This window comes from Chitinophaga filiformis, from assembly GCF_021646545.1.
Lineage (GTDB): Bacteria > Bacteroidota > Bacteroidia > Chitinophagales > Chitinophagaceae > Chitinophaga > Chitinophaga filiformis_A.
This window is the reverse complement of record NZ_JAKIRP010000005.1, coordinates 95730-112618: the sequence shown is the minus strand read 5'-3', so window position 1 is coordinate 112618 and position 16889 is coordinate 95730. Positions and strand designations below refer to the sequence as shown.

The 16889-nt window shown below is 47.8% G+C and carries 10 protein-coding genes; 7 read left to right on the top strand and 3 right to left on the bottom strand.

Features of this window, described 5'->3' with window-relative positions:
• Positions 1-71 precede the first annotated feature (71 nt).
• The 6 genes from L3C95_RS15020 to L3C95_RS14995 all read left to right on the top strand — a co-directional run bounded on the left by L3C95_RS15020 (position 72) and on the right by L3C95_RS14995 (position 10450).
• Entirely contained in the window at positions 72-647 is a 576-nt protein-coding gene (locus L3C95_RS15020; RefSeq protein ID WP_236388800.1) for a gluconate 2-dehydrogenase subunit 3 family protein, read from the top strand.
• A gap of 53 nt (positions 648-700) precedes the next feature.
• On the top strand, positions 701-2398 hold the full coding sequence (locus tag L3C95_RS15015; protein ID WP_236388799.1) for a GMC oxidoreductase: 1698 nt from the start codon (positions 701-703) through the stop codon (positions 2396-2398).
• 82 nt (positions 2399-2480) lie between these two features.
• A complete protein-coding gene (locus L3C95_RS15010; protein WP_236388798.1) occupies positions 2481-4178 on the top strand; it encodes a GMC oxidoreductase in 1698 nt (565 codons plus the stop codon).
• 103 nt (positions 4179-4281) lie between these two features.
• Positions 4282-4746 carry a hypothetical protein gene (locus L3C95_RS15005; RefSeq protein WP_236388797.1) on the top strand — a complete coding sequence of 155 codons (465 nt, stop codon included), beginning with the start codon at positions 4282-4284 and terminating at the stop codon, positions 4744-4746.
• 250 nt (positions 4747-4996) lie between these two features.
• The gene (locus L3C95_RS15000; protein WP_236388795.1) at positions 4997-8545 is read left to right on the top strand and encodes a hypothetical protein; all 3549 of its coding nucleotides are present in this window, start codon (positions 4997-4999) and stop codon (positions 8543-8545) included.
• Positions 8546-8644: 99 nt separating this feature from the next.
• Complete coding sequence (locus L3C95_RS14995; RefSeq protein ID WP_236388793.1) at positions 8645-10450, top strand: glycoside hydrolase family 35 protein; 1806 nt, start codon at positions 8645-8647, stop codon at positions 10448-10450.
• A gap of 279 nt (positions 10451-10729) precedes the next feature.
• Here L3C95_RS14995 and L3C95_RS14990 read toward each other — a convergent pair whose 3' ends face one another.
• Entirely contained in the window at positions 10730-12676 is a 1947-nt protein-coding gene (locus L3C95_RS14990) for a glycoside hydrolase family 97 protein (protein ID WP_236388791.1), read from the bottom strand.
• A gap of 35 nt (positions 12677-12711) precedes the next feature.
• Entirely contained in the window at positions 12712-13842 is a 1131-nt protein-coding gene (locus L3C95_RS14985) for a glycoside hydrolase family 105 protein (protein WP_236388789.1), read from the bottom strand.
• Between the two features lie 188 nt (positions 13843-14030).
• Here L3C95_RS14985 and L3C95_RS14980 point away from each other — a divergent pair, with 188 nt between their 5' ends.
• The gene (locus L3C95_RS14980; protein ID WP_236388787.1) at positions 14031-14471 is read left to right on the top strand and encodes a CBS domain-containing protein; all 441 of its coding nucleotides are present in this window, start codon (positions 14031-14033) and stop codon (positions 14469-14471) included.
• Here L3C95_RS14980 and L3C95_RS14975 read toward each other — a convergent pair.
• The gene (locus L3C95_RS14975) at positions 14468-16885 is read right to left on the bottom strand and encodes an outer membrane beta-barrel protein (RefSeq protein WP_236388786.1); all 2418 of its coding nucleotides are present in this window, start codon (positions 16883-16885) and stop codon (positions 14468-14470) included. The two genes, L3C95_RS14980 and L3C95_RS14975, sit on opposite strands and share 4 nt — an antisense overlap.
• Positions 16886-16889 lie beyond the last annotated feature (4 nt).

Sequence of the window (16889 nt, the reverse complement as noted above, 5' to 3'; positions counted from 1 at the left end):
TTGATTATTTTTTTATGAAAAGTCAAATATTTTTTGAAACTTAGGGCGAAAGGTCAAATCAATTTACTATTATGAACAGAAGAGAAGCCATCCGGAACGTTGCCCTTTTACTGGGTACCGCTATTTCCGCGTCCACGTTATCAGCCCTGGAAGGCTGTAACCCGAAGGCACCTGAGAACTATGCCCTGCAGGCGCAGGAGACGAAGAAAATACTGGCAGAGATAGCGGAAACGATCATTCCGGAAACGACTACACCGGGAGCTAAAGCCGCGAAAGTGGATGAATTCATCGTTACGATGCTGAATGACTGTTATAAGGCGGAAGACCAGAAACTAGTATTGGATGGTCTGAAGAAGATCGATGAAGCGAGTGAAACACAATTCAAGAAACCTTTTGCAGACCTGTCTGACGAGCAAAAAAACACGGTGCTGACTGCAATCGATAAAGAGCGTGTTGACTACAATAAGAGGGAGAATAAGAAGGAAGGAGATCCTACCCATTACTTCCAGATCCTGAAAGAACTGACCCTGACCGGTTATTTCACTTCAGAACCGGGTGCTACGAAAGCCCTGCGTTATGTACCTGTACCAGGTAAATATGAAGGATGTATCCCTTACAAGAAAGGGGACAAGGCATGGGCTGTATAAGTCCCTGCAGGTAAGAACAGAACAAGTATGTCAACAAAAAACAAAAGAATTCCATGAATCTGAATATGAAAGCTCAGGAGCAGAACACGTATGATGCAATCGTTGTTGGCTCCGGTGTAAGCGGAGGATGGGCTGCCAAAGAGCTCACCGAGAAAGGCCTTAAAGTATTAATGCTGGATAGAGGAAAGAAATTAGAACACGTTAAGGATTACGAAACTGCAACAAAAGATCCCTGGGAATTTCCACACCGTGGTCGTCTTACTGTTGACCAGCGCGAAACACATCCTAAACTGAGCCGCGATTATCCATACAGTGAACACAACGAGAAATACTGGATCAACGACTCTCAGAGTCCATATAATGAAGTAAAACGTTTCGACTGGTACCGTCCGGACATCGTAGGTGGTAAATCCATCATGTGGGGCCGTCAGTCTTATCGTTTGAGCGATATCGATTTTGAAGCGAACCTGAAAGACGGTATTGCTATTGACTGGCCGATCCGTTATAAGGACCTGGCGCCCTGGTACGACTACGTAGAGAAATTTGCGGGCATCAGTGGTCAGGCGGAAGGCTTACCGCAATTGCCGGACGGCCAGTTCATGCCTCCTATGGAAATGAACTGTGTGGAGAAAGATGTGAAGGCGAAAGTAGAACAGGCTTTCCAGGGCCGTAAGATTACCATGGGCCGTGTGGCTAACATTACCCAGCCATTACCGGGCCGTACACAATGCCAGTTCCGTAATCTGTGCAGCAGGGGCTGTCCTTTCGGTGCTTACTTCAGTACACAGTCTTCCACATTACCAGCTGCGGTAGCTACCGGCAATCTGACGCTGCGACCAGACAGTATCGTAAACTCTATCATCTACGATGAGAAACAGGGCAAGGCTACAGGCGTACGTGTGATAGACAAGCATACCAAACAGATGACCGAATATTATGCGAAGGTCATCTTTGTGAACGGTTCTACACTGGGTACTACCTTCGTGCTGCTGAACTCTATCTCCAGCCGTTTCCCGAACGGTCTTGGCAACGATAGCGGAGTACTGGGTAAATACCTGATGGACCACCACTTCCGTACCGGTGCTTCCGGCCGTGCAGAAGGCTTTGACGATAAGTATTTCTTTGGCCGCCGTGCGAACGGGATCTATATTCCCCGTTACCGTAACATCGGCAACGATAAACGTGATTATCTCCGCGGTTTCGGTTACCAGGGAGGCGCCAGCCGTGGCGGTTGGGCGCGTGGTATCGCGGAACTGGGTGTAGGTAAAGACTTCAAAGATATGCTGTCTGAACCCGGCTCCTGGAGCATGGGGCTGGGCGGTTTTGGAGAATGCCTGCCATACGAAGACAACAAGGTAACATTGGATACCTCTGTTAAGGATGACTGGGGACAACCGGTATTGAAATTCGATGCTGAATTCAAGGAGAATGAAAAGAAGATGCGTAAGGATATGATGAATGATGCAGCGGAAATGCTGGAAGCCGCCGGCCTGAAAGATGTAAAAACATATGATGGGGGTTCATATCCAGGTATGGCGATCCATGAAATGGGCACTGCCCGTATGGGACGTGATCCTAAGACTTCCATCCTGAACGGCTGGAACCAGATGCATACTGTAAAGAACGTATTTGTAACAGATGGCGCCAGCATGACGTCAGCATCCTGCGTGAATCCTTCACTGACCTATATGGCAATGACTGCCAGGGCAGTAGATTATGCGGTGAAAGAACTGAAGAAAGGAAATATTTAATATCGGTTAGGAATTAGGAATTGGGTGTATGCCGGAGAGGATCCGGGTACCTGGTTCTTAATTCCTAACTTAATTTTAGACTATGCATCTCAACATTAGAGCGGAGAAAGAAAACACCTATGATGCTATCGTGGTTGGCTCGGGTATCAGTGGAGGATGGGCAGCAAAGGAGCTGTGTGAGAAAGGATTAAAAACACTGGTGCTTGAACGCGGCCGCAACGTCGAGCACATTAAGGACTATAACACCGCTATGAAGGCGCCCTGGGAGTTCCCGCACCGCCTTAACCAATCACTTGAACAGAAGGACAATTATCCCATCCAAAGCCAGTGCTATGCTTTTGATGAAGCAACACAGCAGTTCTGGGTGAATGACAAAGAGAATCCATACAATCAGATAAAGCCTTTTAACTGGCTCCGCGGTTATCATGTAGGCGGCCGTTCCCTGATGTGGGGCCGCCAGGTGTACCGCTGGAGTGATCTTGATTTTGAAGCGAATGCGAAAGACGGTTTCGGCGTTGACTGGCCGATCCGTTATAAAGACATTGAGCCCTGGTACGATTATGTAGAGACGTACATTGGTATCAGCGGACAGGCAGAAGGTTTACCACAGTTGCCCGACGGAAAATTCCTCAAGGCGATGGAAATGAACATACTGGAGAAACACGTAGCCGGCAGGATCAAAGAGCGGTTCAATGACCGCATCATGACCATCGGCCGTGCGGCCCATGTGACGGAAAAACACAACGACAGAGGTCCTTGCCAGTTCCGTAATCTTTGTGCCCGCGGATGCCCTTTTACGGGTTATTTCAGCAGCAACGGGGTAACACTGCCAGCGGCCGCCAAAACGGGTAATCTGACCCTGCGGCCCGATTCTATCGTGCTGGAAGTGATCTATGATGAACAGAAAGGGAAGGCTACCGGTGTGAAGATACTCGATACGCATACCATGCAGACAGTGGAGTACTATGCGAATATCATTTTCCTGAACGCATCCACCCTGGGTACCGCGTCCATCCTGCTGAACTCTGTTTCAAACCGCTTCCCTAACGGATTTGGTAATGACAGTGAGCAGGTAGGGCATAACCTGATGGACCACCACTATGGCGTTGGCGCCGGTGGGGAATATGACGGTTTCCAGGACCAGTATTATAGCAGCGGACGCCGGCCAAACGGTATCTACATTCCCCGCTTCCGTAATGTGAATGCGGCGACCAAACGTAACGACTACGTACGTGGTTTCGGTTACCAGGGAGGGGCTGACCGTGGCCGTGGTACTTCTTTCGATGGTATTGGCACAACGCTCAAGGAATCACTGTCGGAACCCGGTACCTGGACATTTGGTGTGGGCGCCTGGGGAGAGCATCTGCCTTACTATGAGAATAAAGTAACACTGAATAAAGACAAGAAAGATAAATATGGTTTGCCCACCCTGGACATTGACTGTTCCTTCAAAGAGAATGAACTGGCAATGAGAAAGGACATGGCGGAAAGTGCGAAAGAGATGATGGAAGCAGCGGGCCTGAAGAATGTGGGTACTTACGATAGTATGCCGCCTCCCGGACATTGTATCCACGAGATGGGTACTGCCAGGATGGGACGCGATCCGAAAACTTCTGTGCTCAATGGCTGGAACCAGGTACATGCGGCGAAGAATGTGTTCATTACTGATGGCGCATGTATGTCGTCTTCCGCTTGTCAGAACCCGTCTATCACTTATATGGCGTTGACGGCGAGAGCCTGCGATTACGCGGTGAAAGAGCTGAAGAAAGGGAACCTGTAGTTTGTTGAGGTTAAATATTAAGCCTGCTGGTGTGATGACCGGCAGGCTTTTTTGTTTAAAGGAATAATGCTAATATCGTAACATATTTCCTATACCGTATTTTATGAAAGAGCATGTCAGCCATGATAACGCGCTGTATGAACAGATAGCGCTCGATTATTTTCTACAGCATATTTTCCCGGGGAGAGATTATTTCTATAACATGGTTTATTATAAGCCTGTTATTGATCCTGCTACAAGCGGTTTCCGTTTATCGGCTGTCGGCGGGGAATTGTCTGCAGAAGCGTATCAGACAGACAGCTCGGCAGAGAACCCTGATCTGAGCGGACAGCGCCTGGTTGTTGCTGTGCCGCCGGATGTTAAGATAACTGAGGAGCATGAGGGAATAGAAGATCCTCATGCAATGGCTTTGTACCTGACGGTATACACAAGATTACCATTGATGAACGGGCATTGCATGGTGGATGTCGAGATACATGGATACAGGTTTTTCGATAGGTTTTTTATTGAGATAAATCGCGGGGATAACAAGGTGGTGAACTGGTTTGTTACCGGAATGCGTTTTTAGCAGAGATTTTTTTGCTGGATGTTCTTAAATTTATTTACTTCGTATCAACGTTGCTTTTTCTGTTAATCCTTTTTGTTCGGGTACATTCATCATTCCCAATTTGAAATTAACACCATACATGTGAATCGCGGGATTGTTTATAAGGTTTCTTATAACGAATGCTGTATGCTATTATCAGCACCGGCTTGCCGGACATGAAGTTTTATTAATGATAAAATAAAAAGTTAATCCTGTAAATAACCATACATCTATGAGATACCATCAATGGCTTGTTAACACAATTGCGGCAGCAATGTTATTTGTGAATGTTGTATCAGGGCAACAGCCCATTATACCTGATCCTTTCTCCAGATTGTCTGCACCATCGCCTGCTACTGCATCCTTAGTGAAGTTTACAGACATTCCTGTGAGTGGTTTTACGGGCATGCCCGAAATAAATATTCCCTTGTATGAGATCATTACATCCTTCGTGAAAGTACCTGTTTCGCTGAACTATCATGCGGCCGGTATAACCGTTGCCCAGGAAGCGTCCAATATCGGTTTGGGCTGGGTTTTACATGCAGGAGGTGTGATATCCCGGACGGTGTATGGCAGTGCTGATAACAGCACCTGGCAGTTGTACAGGATGGACAGAGAGAATGATTTTGATGTCAGAGACCCGGTAGATTATCAGCATGCATATGCTCTTTCTCAGAACACCATGGATGGTGTACCCGATCTTTATATGTACAATTTCCCTGGTTATAGCGGGAAGTTTATTGTTGCAGATCAGATCAGGCAATTGCCGATGACCAACCTGCGGATAACGAAGGTGAGCAATGACGAATTCCATATTGTAACGCCTGATGGGAATAAGTATGTTTTCAATGCAACAGAGAGCAGTTACAATAAGTCGGACGGCGCCGGAAACACGAATGTTGTCGGATGGTACCTGACGAAGATCATCTCCGCAGACAAGGCCGATTCAGTTGTCTTCACTTATGCTAATACCCGTTATGTGAGCGGCGGCGGAGAGAGTTTTATACAGGAGTTCTACCAGGGTAGCTCCGGTGCATGGAATGAAGAAGGCGCGGAGGCGCATAGTTTTTTTACGAATACGCTGAGCGGTAAACAGCTCACAAAAATTCAATTCAGTCAGGGAAGTGTTGAGTTTACTGTCTCCTGGAATACACGAGCCGATATAGCTGCCGGAACTGCCGGAATGGTACCGCTGATCAATGCAATGGTGGTGAAAAACAGGGCAGGAGTGGTACTGCGGACGATCAGTTTCAGGTATGACTATTTTTCGAATAGTGGCACTGGAACAGATAATAAACGGCTTAAATTAAGCGGCGTATACATCAATGGTGGTAATAGTACTGATACATTGAAAGCGCAACGGTATAACCTCTTGTATAACCCAATGGTGCTGCCGCCCAAAAGTTCCAGAGGCGAAGATCATTGGGGATATTACAACGGTGCGGACGGCAATACAACATTGATACCTTCCTATGCGAATTGCGTTGATCGTCCGTCTCCGCCTGATTGTAACAGTTGCTCATCACAACCGGGTACCTTCCGTTTTACAGGTGCCAACAGGGAAACGAATGGAGCTTATGCGGCAGCTGGTATGCTGGAAAGGATCATTTATCCGACGGGAGGGTATACTGATTTTGAATGGGAACCGCATGACGTGGTGAACTATGATCCGCCGGTCATTACTTATCAGACCAGGAGTATCGGTTCCACCGGATCTTATCCTACCAGTACCGCTTTTAAAAGGGACAGCTCGGCGGATTACTATATTGATCCTGTTGCCAATCCCAAAGGGATCTGCGCCACATTTACCGGCAGATTGAATGTGCCTGCCAATGCAATAGACGATGCAGCAAGGATTGATCATGCAGCAGGGAGTGTTACAATTTACCGGCGTGCAGACAGGATGGCCATCGCGACGTTTGTATTCCCTTACAATGAGCATAACCAGTATATGCAGACAAGCAACCTGACGCTGGATGCTGGTCAGCATTATTTTGTACTGACAGAGGTGAGAGATAACGGATTTTCTGTAACAGGTAACCTGAGCGGTAAAGTCGGGACAGTCGTCACTGCTGCTCCGAACAAGATAGTAGGTGGCTGCCGCCTGAAAAGAATGACCTTCCGAGACCCTGTAGCTGCTAAGTCCATGGTAAAATCATATTCCTACAGGATACCTGGCGATGCAGCCCTTTCCAGCGGAAGGTTATACAGGATGCCGATGTACAACAGGCCTGTTGTGAAATTTGTGCAGACAGGTACCGGATGTAGTTATGCCATGTATACGGGTATCCGTTTATCTTCCAATAGTATGATATCACTGGGAGCAGGCAGTCATATAGGATATACTTATGTAAAGGAAAATACAGGGGAAGGTGCAGCGAATGGATACATCCTTTACCATTACCAAAACAATATGAGTTTTCAGGGAGAATTCAACCCGACCTGGAGGAATGGCTATCTGCGCTCAAAGACAACTTACAACAATCTGTCCCAGCCCGTGAGTAAAGAGCGGAATGTATATAGCCAGGATAGCAGAGGATTTACCTCCTTTACAGGCAGTACGGTTGATTACTATGTCAAACATCCCTGTGCGCCTACCGGCAATTTTGAAAGTGATAAACCTGTTTTTGCAGGAGGGAAGAACTGGTTATACCCTTCAGAGTGGTTTCACCTCGATTCTACCATCACTGAAACGTATGATATGGATGTTCCTTCGAGAGTGCTGACAACTTCAAAGGCGTTTGCTTATGACAACGTATTGCACCTGCAGACAAGCAGAATCATGGCGAAGGCTTCCGACGGAACAACTCTGATCACAAACATGCGGTATCCGCTCGATTACACACTGCCAACCGGAACGCTTACCTCCGAGGCGCAGGCTATAAAGCATATGCAGACGGCAAACATGCATGCGGTTATTGAATCGTATGAACAGCGGAAACTGGCATCGCAGGCACTGCAGACGAGTGCCGCGACGTATATGGCCTATAAGTCTGTCACTGCAGCTTCAGGTTCTGTAGTACTGTTTGATAAACAATACAGTGCTGAATTGGATGTGTACTCTGGAACCTTTGTTCCTTCAACGGTTGCCGGCAATGGTGTAGCGAAGAGCGCTGCTTATGTGTTAAAAGCAACGGCGCATCAATATGATGCCAGTTACAATATTATTGAGGCCGAAAAGCAGGGAAGTGATCTCGGTGCCTATATATGGGATTATAACCGCAGTTACATGGTAGCGCAGTTCAGCAATGCCCGGCAGGCAGATGTAGCTTATGCCGGTTTTGAGGCGGACGGAAAAGGGAACTGGACATATGCAGGTGCAGCAATAGCAGATGCCACAACAATCACCGGGAAGTATTGTTATAACCTGGCGGCAGGCGCCATCAGTAAAACAGGATTGACGGCAGCTAAAAATTACACGGTGTCTTACTGGACAAAGAATACCGCGCCTTATAGTATTACGGGAACCGCAGCAGGTTATCCGCTGAAAGGAAAGACCACGAATGGCTGGACCTGTTATGAACATACAATAAGCGGGCAGTCAACAGTAACCGTCAGTGGTTCCGGGTTCATTGACGAGCTGCGGCTTTATCCGGCAGATGGAACTGCGATCACGTACACATATGATCCGTTGGTGGGTGTGACCAGTATCTGCAATGAAGGCAATAAGACCAGTTATTACGGGTACGACAGTGATGGCCGTTTGGTGACTATCAGGGACCAGGATGGAAAGATATTAAAGCAGATGGAATACCAGTATCAGGGGGCTGTTACGAGATAATCAATACTATTTTCACTCATCTCCCAATTATCTTCCCAAGGCTTTCATTATCATGGTCACATTTGCTATTTTACTTCCTCACTCAAGTTTACAGGCTCAATGAGAAAGATTGTCGTAATGAGCGCATTGGCATTGTGCGCGCTTACCGCTACGGTATCCGCCCAATCCAGGCACTCTTTTACCCTCGCAAAAAAAGATTTCCTGCTCGATGGTAAACCTTACCAGATCATTAGTGGCGAAATACATCCGGCGCGTATTCCCAAAGAATACTGGCGACACAGGATTCAAATGGCTAAGGCCATGGGATGTAATACCATCGCGGCTTATGTATTCTGGAACTATCATGAACAGGAGGAAGGCAAGTTCGATTTCTCTTCTGAGAACAGGGATATTGCTGCATTTGTGAAGCTGGCACAGGCTGAAGGCATGTGGGTATTATTACGTCCGGGTCCCTACGTATGTGCGGAATGGGAATTCGGTGGTTTACCGCCTTATCTGTTAAGAATTCCGGACATTAAAGTACGTTGTATGGACCCGCGTTATATGGCGGCGGCAGAACGGTATGTGAAGGCGCTGGCAGAACAGGTGAAGGGCCTGCAGGTTACAAATGGCGGTCCGATCCTGATGGTACAGGTAGAGAATGAGTATGGCAGCTTTGGTAACGACAAACAGTATCTGTATAAACTGAAAGAACTGTGGGAGCAGAACGGCATCAACGTACCATTCTATACAGCAGATGGTCCGGTAGCTGCGTTGCTGGAAGCAGGTACGGTACCGGGTGCTGCTATAGGATTGGATTCCGGTAGCTCAGAAGGAGATTTTGCTGCCGCAAACAAACAGAATCCGGATGTGCCATCGTTCAGCAGCGAGTCTTATCCCGGCTGGCTGACACACTGGGGAGAGAAATGGGCCCGTCCCGACAAGGCAGGTATTGTGAAGGAAGTGAAGTTCCTCATGGATACCAAACGCTCCTTCAACCTGTACGTAATACACGGAGGAACCAATTTCGGCTTCACTGCGGGCGCTAACTCCGGTGGTAAGGGGTATGAGCCGGACCTGACCTCCTACGACTATGATGCGCCTATAAATGAGCAAGGCGGGGCTACCGGCAAATACATGGCACTGCGTGAGGTGATCGGTTCCTATAGCAAAAAGAAACTGCCTGCAATACCGGCGCCCATTCCCACCATCACCATTCCGGATTTTTCATTGAAACCATACACCAGCATATGGGAAAACCTCCCTGCTGCAGTGCAGTCTGTTCAGCCTAAAACATTTGAGGCTTACGGACAGGACTATGGCTTCATGGTATATAAAACAACACTGATCGGCCATAAAAGCGGTAAGCTGGATATCGTTGAATTACACGATTATGCAACCGTATTCCTGAACGGGAAATACGTAGGTAAGATAGACCGCCGCCTGGGAGAGCACAGCATCGAACTGCCTAAATCGGACGTGAAAGATCCTGTACTGGAAATACTCGTAGAAGGCATGGGACGTATCAACTTTGCACAGGCACTGATCGACCGTAAGGGGATTACTGACCGTGTAACGTTGAACGGTATGACGTTGATGAACTGGGAAGTGTTCGGCCTGCCAATGAAGAGCGAATTTGTACAGCAACTGCAACCTGCAAAGTCGGCGGAAGTGAAACGTGGTGAGTTCTTTAAAGGTACTTTTACGCTCACAAACACAGGAGATACTTATCTGGACATGAGCAATTTCAAGAAGGGTATGGTATGGGTAAATGGCCATAACCTGGGTCGCTACTGGGAGATCGGTCCGCAGAAAAGATTGTACTGCCCTGCACCATGGCTGAAGAAAGGAGAGAACGAGATCATCGTGCTGGATCAACACCAGGTGGAAGCAACGACAGTGAAAGGCGAGAAGACACTGGAGTAAGAGAACGGATATCAGTGAAAACGTCACAGCAGAAATGAACGCCCGGTGGAAGCAACGACTGTGAAAGACGAGAAGACACTGGAGTAAGAGAACGGATATCAGTAAAGAGAAAATGCTTGCGTGGAAGACTGGATATTGGCGGAAAAGAAAAAACTGGGTAAGAGATAAAATATAAGAATAAGAGAAAAAACACTGAAGTAAGAGAAAGGAGATTGTTAAAAATTGAAAAAGCCCCCGGAGATTTGACCTTGCCGGGGGCTTTTGTTTTAAAACAAGCAGTTATTTTTTGGTGATCCTCGCTACATAACCACCACCCTTCGCCAGCTTTACAGTGATCTTCGAGTGATTGTCTATAGTGCCGGACTCCATTTTACAATCTTTTGCGTTCCTGTCTGCATTGATCCCGTCTTTCCAGCTATCGATCTTATAGCTGCCTTCTGGCAGGAAAGAAAGATCGATAGTCAGTTCGCGTGGTGTCCAGTTGGTCATTGCGCCAATGTACCAGTCGCCATCAGGGGCCTGTCTGGCAACGGCAACATATTCGCCCACTTTGGCGTGCAGCGGAATGGTTTGCTGCCAGGTGCTAGGTACTGTTTTCAGGAATTCCATTGCCACCGGCTCATGATAGTAATGTGTAGGCAGGTCGCACAACATCTGCAGCGGACTTTCAAACACTACATACATCGCCAGCTGATTGCACCGGGTACCAAGCGTCATCGGTTCGGCAGGCGCTGCTGCCCAGCTGTCCCGCTGTACATTGAGCATGCCGCCGGGAGTGAAGTCCATCGGGCCGGCCGCCATTCTGATGAAAGGAATAGTTGTTGTATGCTGTGGCGTGATCCAGTCGGCAAACTTGCTGATCTCATTACCCAAAACACCTTCGGAGGTCAGTACATTCGGATAGGTGCGGATCCAGCCGGTCGGTTTGTACGCGCCATGAAAATCCACCATCAGTTCACGGGCTGCAGCGGCTTTTGATACCTTCTCGTAATAGTTGACCATATCCTGGTCATCGCGCTGCATAAAGTCGACTTTGATACCTTTTACGCCCCATTCCCGGAACTTGTCCAGCGCCATGTCGAGTTGTTTATCCAGCACCAGCCAGCTGGTCCAGAGCAGGATACGTACATTCTTTACTTTGGCGTAGTCCACCAGCTCTTTCACGTCGATACCGGGTGTCAACTTCATCAGGTCGCGGGTATCGCACCAGCCTTCATCCAGCAGCACGTATTCAATGCCGTATTTAGACGCGAAGTCGATATAATACTTGTAGGTGTCATTGTTGATGCCGGCGCGGAAATCGACGTCGTAGATGTTGTTGTAATGCCACCAGTCCCATTGCACCTTACCGGGCTTTACCCAGCTATAATCGCCGGTAGCCGGTGGCGCCAGCTGATATACCAGTTGATTGGTGAGCAGGTCGCCATCCTGGCGGGCAATCATCACAATCCTCCATGGAAAGGATTGCGGCCCCTGGATAGCGGCCAGGTAATTCTCCCACGAGCTCACCTGTTCATCCCTGTCGCTGGTCACCTTTTTTTCGCGTGGGTAGGCTGGGAAGACGGCCTTTAATTTACCACCGCCCTGGCCCAGCAGCCACATACCGGCATAGTTGAAAAGGCCGGATTCTGTAACCAGCAGTTTGGTATTTTTTACTTCAAATAATGCGGGCAGACTGGCCAGTTTCTTATCGTCCAGGCTGTCCAGCTTATAATTGATGTATTTGCGTTCATTGTGTGAGAACATGCCGTCTTCCTGCGGGTACCAGGAGCGGCCTTCCTTATCCATTACAAAATTGGCCTGTTCGTCCAGCACTTTATAAGGTTTTTTGCTACTGGTGATCCAGTGCCATGCGATCCCGTTATCGTATGCCCTCCATTCGAGCGCCAGGCCATTGCTGAAATCAAGATGCAGTTCATTGTACTTGTCGGCGATGGTCTTCGTCTTCTGCATAATAACAGGCGTGAGAATACCATCATGAGTGCCTGGTCTGGCCTTGCTGACTTTCCAGGCGCCTGGTTTTTCGGCGTCTGTTCTGAACGATACGACAGAGGGTGCGATCAGTTCCTTATTATCCTGCGTGAGGCTATAGGAAATGTCTGTACCCACGGTGACAGTAAGTGTTACCGATTTGTCGGGAGAAACAAGCGTGTATTTCTGCTGGGCATGGATTCCTGATAAGCAAAAAAGAAAAATTCCTGTTATGGACAGGCCTTTGTACGTCATTATTAGTGGAAGTTTAGTGTCTTTTCTAAGCGCGATTAGTTGGCCAGCAGCGCGGCGGCAGCCCACAATACGGGTGCCTGGCCGTGAAGATCGCCGGTTACGCGGGAACGGTTCAGATAATACTGCTGATCGTTCTTTTTATTGGTGCCTTCGCAGACGTCTTTCACGTCGCCGGCTTCATTGATATATCTTACGAGTGCGGTCCATGCGTTCCTGGCTACGATGCCATACTCTTTCTCTTCCAGCCAGCCTTTCTTCACGCCGGTCACCATCGCATAGGTGAACATGCCGGAGCAGGAAGTTTCAGCAAAGGAGGCAGGATCGTCGAGCAGCTGGTGCCACATATAGTTTTTGTCCTGCAGTTTCTTCAGGGAGGCCATCATTTTCTTATAACCATCCATGATCCTTGCTCTGTCCGTATGACCTGCCGGCAGAGCAGTGAGCAGTTCGGTCATACCTGCCGCCATCCAGCCGTTACCGCGGCCCCAAAGAAAGGGAGCGTCTGCGGCATGGTAGAACAGGCCGTCCGGCTGCTGAATGGCATCCAGGTATACGACCATTTCGCGGGCGGCGCGGTCCAGGTACTCTTTATTGCCCGTTGCACGGAAAGCTTCTACCTGTAGCAGGGTGATCATGTACATATCGTCGATCCACATACGGGTCTGCCAGGAGAGGCCTTTGGATTGCAGTTCCTGCTGACTGGGCAGGGGATTTTCGGGCAGTTCCCACTGTTTATCAGCAAAGTTTTTACCTTCTTCGAGGTATTTGGACTGATTTGTCTGCACATACAATTCCAGGGGAACAGCGCCAAATACGCTGTGGTCTACGTGGTCTGGTTTAGGCATCAGGCTGTGGGATTGTGCCAGTAAAGGTTCATAACGTGCAGCCAGTTTTTCTACCAGTGCCTTGTTGCCGCTGGCTTTTGCAAACTGCAAAGCGCCATACCAGGTACATACTTCGGGATAGGTAATAGATTGGGGAGGGCCGGGATTGCCAAAATTTGAAAACGGACCAGCTACATAGTGGTTGGCAACAAATAACCCAATTACTGCTGGCTCTGTCCCCATAGGCCAGTCTTTAAAACTTTTCTGAGCAGATACAGTACCAGACGGTACCAGCAGGCCCGTCAAGGCCATGATTGCCAGGTGTATTCTCAATTTGCGCATACAATGCTAGTTATCAGGGTTGTAAATAGAACATAAAAATTGACGAACGATTGCGTAAAGTAATATATTAATATTCGCAATGCAAGATGTGGGGTGAAAATTTATATGACGGAGGCAAATTTGCGTATAAAAGCTTAACTTAGAAATAAAGGGTCATTTTCCATTCTTCACACCTAAATTACCTCGTTATGGGAACAGTGCGTGACATCCTTCGGGTGAAAGGCCATGTGGTTTATTCTATCCAGCCAAATGATACCGTATTTGACGCTTTAAGCGTGCTCGTAAACAAGAATGTAGGAGCACTGGTCGTGCTCAGCGACAACGACAAAGTAGTAGGTATCTTTTCAGAGCGTGACTACGCCCGCCGCGTGATCCTCAAAGGCAGGGCTTCAAAAGAAACGCTGATCAGCGAAATTATGACGGAGAATCCCTTCACAGTTGCGGAAGACGATAGCATCCAGGACTGTATGGTAAAAATGACGGATAAGCATATCCGCCATTTACCAGTTACAGATGACCAGCATAGGCTGGTCGGCATGATTTCCATTGGAGATGTTGTAAAATATGTGATCGATGAACAGCAGTTCATCATTGACAACCTGGAAGGTTATATAAAGGGTACGCGTTAACCGCCTACCCTTTGTTGTTCGCTACCCGCCTCCCTCTCGCGGGCAGCCTTGATATTGCTGTTACCAAAGTTCCATGTCAGGGCCAGGTTCACGCGTCTGTTCTGCCAGCGGTTGTTGATGTACATGTCAACGTTGTTAAACTTAGCAGAACCGCGGAACTGTTCTCTGTTGGTGATGTCTGAGACGTTCAGCTTAATGTTGAGTTTCTTGTTCATCAGTTGCTTCTGTACGCCTAAGCCAATGGCATAGGAGGGCTTTATTTTGTATACACCCCAGACGAATGGACTTTCATAATACGCGTTTATCTCAAATTTCCAGTCGTCCGGTAAAGTGAACGTGTGTGTAGTCTGATAATTAAAGGCAAAGGTATTAGTGGTCAGGCTGACGGTAGTGTCCTTAACATCAAAGTAGTTGTAATTGCCATTGATATTGTTGGTGATATTCCACCACTTGAAAGGATCGATCGGGATAGTCAGTGTTAAGTTGTACACATAACTACGTTCAAAGTTCCTGTCGTAATAAGTGGTCACCTTGGTTGTATCATTCTGCACCATATACTCGAGCACTACGTTCTTGGTCTGCGAGTAAGAAACTGCCAGCACATACTTCTGCTTGAGTGTGTAACTGACCTCCGCTTTGTGCGTGTATTCCGGCAGCATGTAAGGATTCCCCTTGAAATAATTGTATTTGTCGATATAGAATACAAAAGGGTTCAGGTCTCCGTAGTTCGGACGGGAAATACGCTTGGAATAGTTCAGCCCTATCTTATGTGAGTCATTCAGTTTGTGGTCGAGCGAGAAGCTGGGGAAGAAGTCGAGGTAAGACCGCTTGACGTGCGACTGCAAGGTGACAGAATAACCGTCAGACTTTGTTTGTTCTGCGCGCAGCCCTAACTGGAAATCCGTGTTACGGATCGTCTTTTTGAAGATGGCATATGCAGCATAAACATCTTCTGTATAAATGAACTGATTGCTTTGGGTAACGGCGTTCACGTATTTTCCATTGAGCAGGGAATCGTACCTGAGATTGTTATCCGTTTTTACGGAGCTGATCTTAAAGCCTGTCTCCAGTTTGGTGGTTTTGTTGAATGGCAGTACGAGATCTGCTTTCACGCTCCGGATGGTCACTTCGTTGATCGGCCTGTTGAGTATAGCATGTGTGTTCTTAACAGGATTTACAACGTAATACATGCTGTCGTTCAGCGTCATGTAGTTATTGTCCTTAAATCTTGCCCAGTCGGCATCAAAACCGATCTCTGTTCCCAAAGTATCCAGCTGGCCTTTGTAGTTGAGGTTAAGAGAGACATTGGAGAATTTGTTCCTCACATAGGTCCCTGCGTATAATGTAGAATCCAGTTTACCATTGCTGCTGATAGGCGTGTGGTTGAAGCCATCCTGGTTGAAGGCGTTGTCATATCCACGCATCAGTACACCGATGGTATGTTTGGAATTGACGAAATAATCCAGCCCCACTTTATAGTTATTGTTCCTGAAGCTGCGTCTGTTAAATGCATTTAGTTCAAAGAACTGAGGTATATCTCCCTGGATGTGACGTGCCAGATAGCGGGTCTGGAAGAAGCCTCTGGTACCGTTGTTATAGTTACCGAAGGCGTTGAATTTTTCCGTTCTCCAGTTCAGGTTGATGCCTGCATTATAGAAGCCATATTTACCGGCGCCTGCGCCCAGGTTAATGGACCCATTGATACCGGTAATAATGGTCTTCTTTGTTTTGATGTTAATGATCCCGCTTTTACCGGCGGCATCGTATTTGGCGGAAGGACTGGTAATGATCTCTATGGTAGCGATATTCTCTGCAGGGAGGCTTCTGAGCAGGTTGGCCAGCTGTTCGCCAGACAAATAGGTCAGCTTACCGTCCAGCATGATAGTAGCGCCCTGGTTACCCTGGAGGATAACGTTATCGTCTTTATCTATCTGCACTCCGGGCGCCCTTTTCAGCACATCCAGGGCGGTACCGCCGGAAGCAGCAAGGCTGCTTTCGACATTCAGCACGGTAGCGCCGTTCTTCCTTTCGATGAAAGGTTTTTGTGCGGTTACATTTACTGCCTGCAGTGTTTTGCTGGCAGTTGATAAACTTAAAACAGGCAGTTGGATAAGCTGGTGGTTAGCATCAATGGTGAAGGCCGATGTACTTGCGGAGGTATACCCCATTAAGGTAGCTTCTATAAAATACCTTCCCTCGGTAATCTTATCGAAGGTGCAGCTACCGTCCTGGGAGCTGAGTTCTCCCTTTACCAGGGAGGAGTCCTTTACATGACGCAGCAATACGTTTGTAAAGGGGAGGGGTTGCCCGTTTGTTTCCGTGGTTTTGACAGTGATCTTTCCCGAAACATGCTGGGCATAGCTGGTCCCTGTACCGGCGATGGCCAGGAACATGATAAACAGAATTCTTTTCATAAGT

Bases quoted from the DNA above. Each gene is read 5' to 3' on its own strand.
- L3C95_RS14995 (WP_236388793.1), top strand. From the start codon at position 8,645: ATGAGAAAGATTGTCGTAATGAGCGCATTGGCATTGTGCGCGCTTACC.
- L3C95_RS15020 (WP_236388800.1), top strand. From the start codon at position 72: ATGAACAGAAGAGAAGCCATCCGGAACGTTGCCCTTTTACTGGGTACC.
- L3C95_RS14980 (WP_236388787.1), top strand. From the start codon at position 14,031: ATGGGAACAGTGCGTGACATCCTTCGGGTGAAAGGCCATGTGGTTTAT.
- L3C95_RS15015 (WP_236388799.1), top strand. From the start codon at position 701: ATGAATCTGAATATGAAAGCTCAGGAGCAGAACACGTATGATGCAATC.
- L3C95_RS15005 (WP_236388797.1), top strand. From the start codon at position 4,282: ATGAAAGAGCATGTCAGCCATGATAACGCGCTGTATGAACAGATAGCG.
- L3C95_RS14990 (WP_236388791.1), bottom strand. From the start codon at position 12,676: ATGACGTACAAAGGCCTGTCCATAACAGGAATTTTTCTTTTTTGCTTA.
- L3C95_RS14975 (WP_236388786.1), bottom strand. From the start codon at position 16,885: ATGAAAAGAATTCTGTTTATCATGTTCCTGGCCATCGCCGGTACAGGG.
- L3C95_RS14985 (WP_236388789.1), bottom strand. From the start codon at position 13,842: ATGCGCAAATTGAGAATACACCTGGCAATCATGGCCTTGACGGGCCTG.
- L3C95_RS15000 (WP_236388795.1), top strand. From the start codon at position 4,997: ATGAGATACCATCAATGGCTTGTTAACACAATTGCGGCAGCAATGTTA.
- L3C95_RS15010 (WP_236388798.1), top strand. From the start codon at position 2,481: ATGCATCTCAACATTAGAGCGGAGAAAGAAAACACCTATGATGCTATC.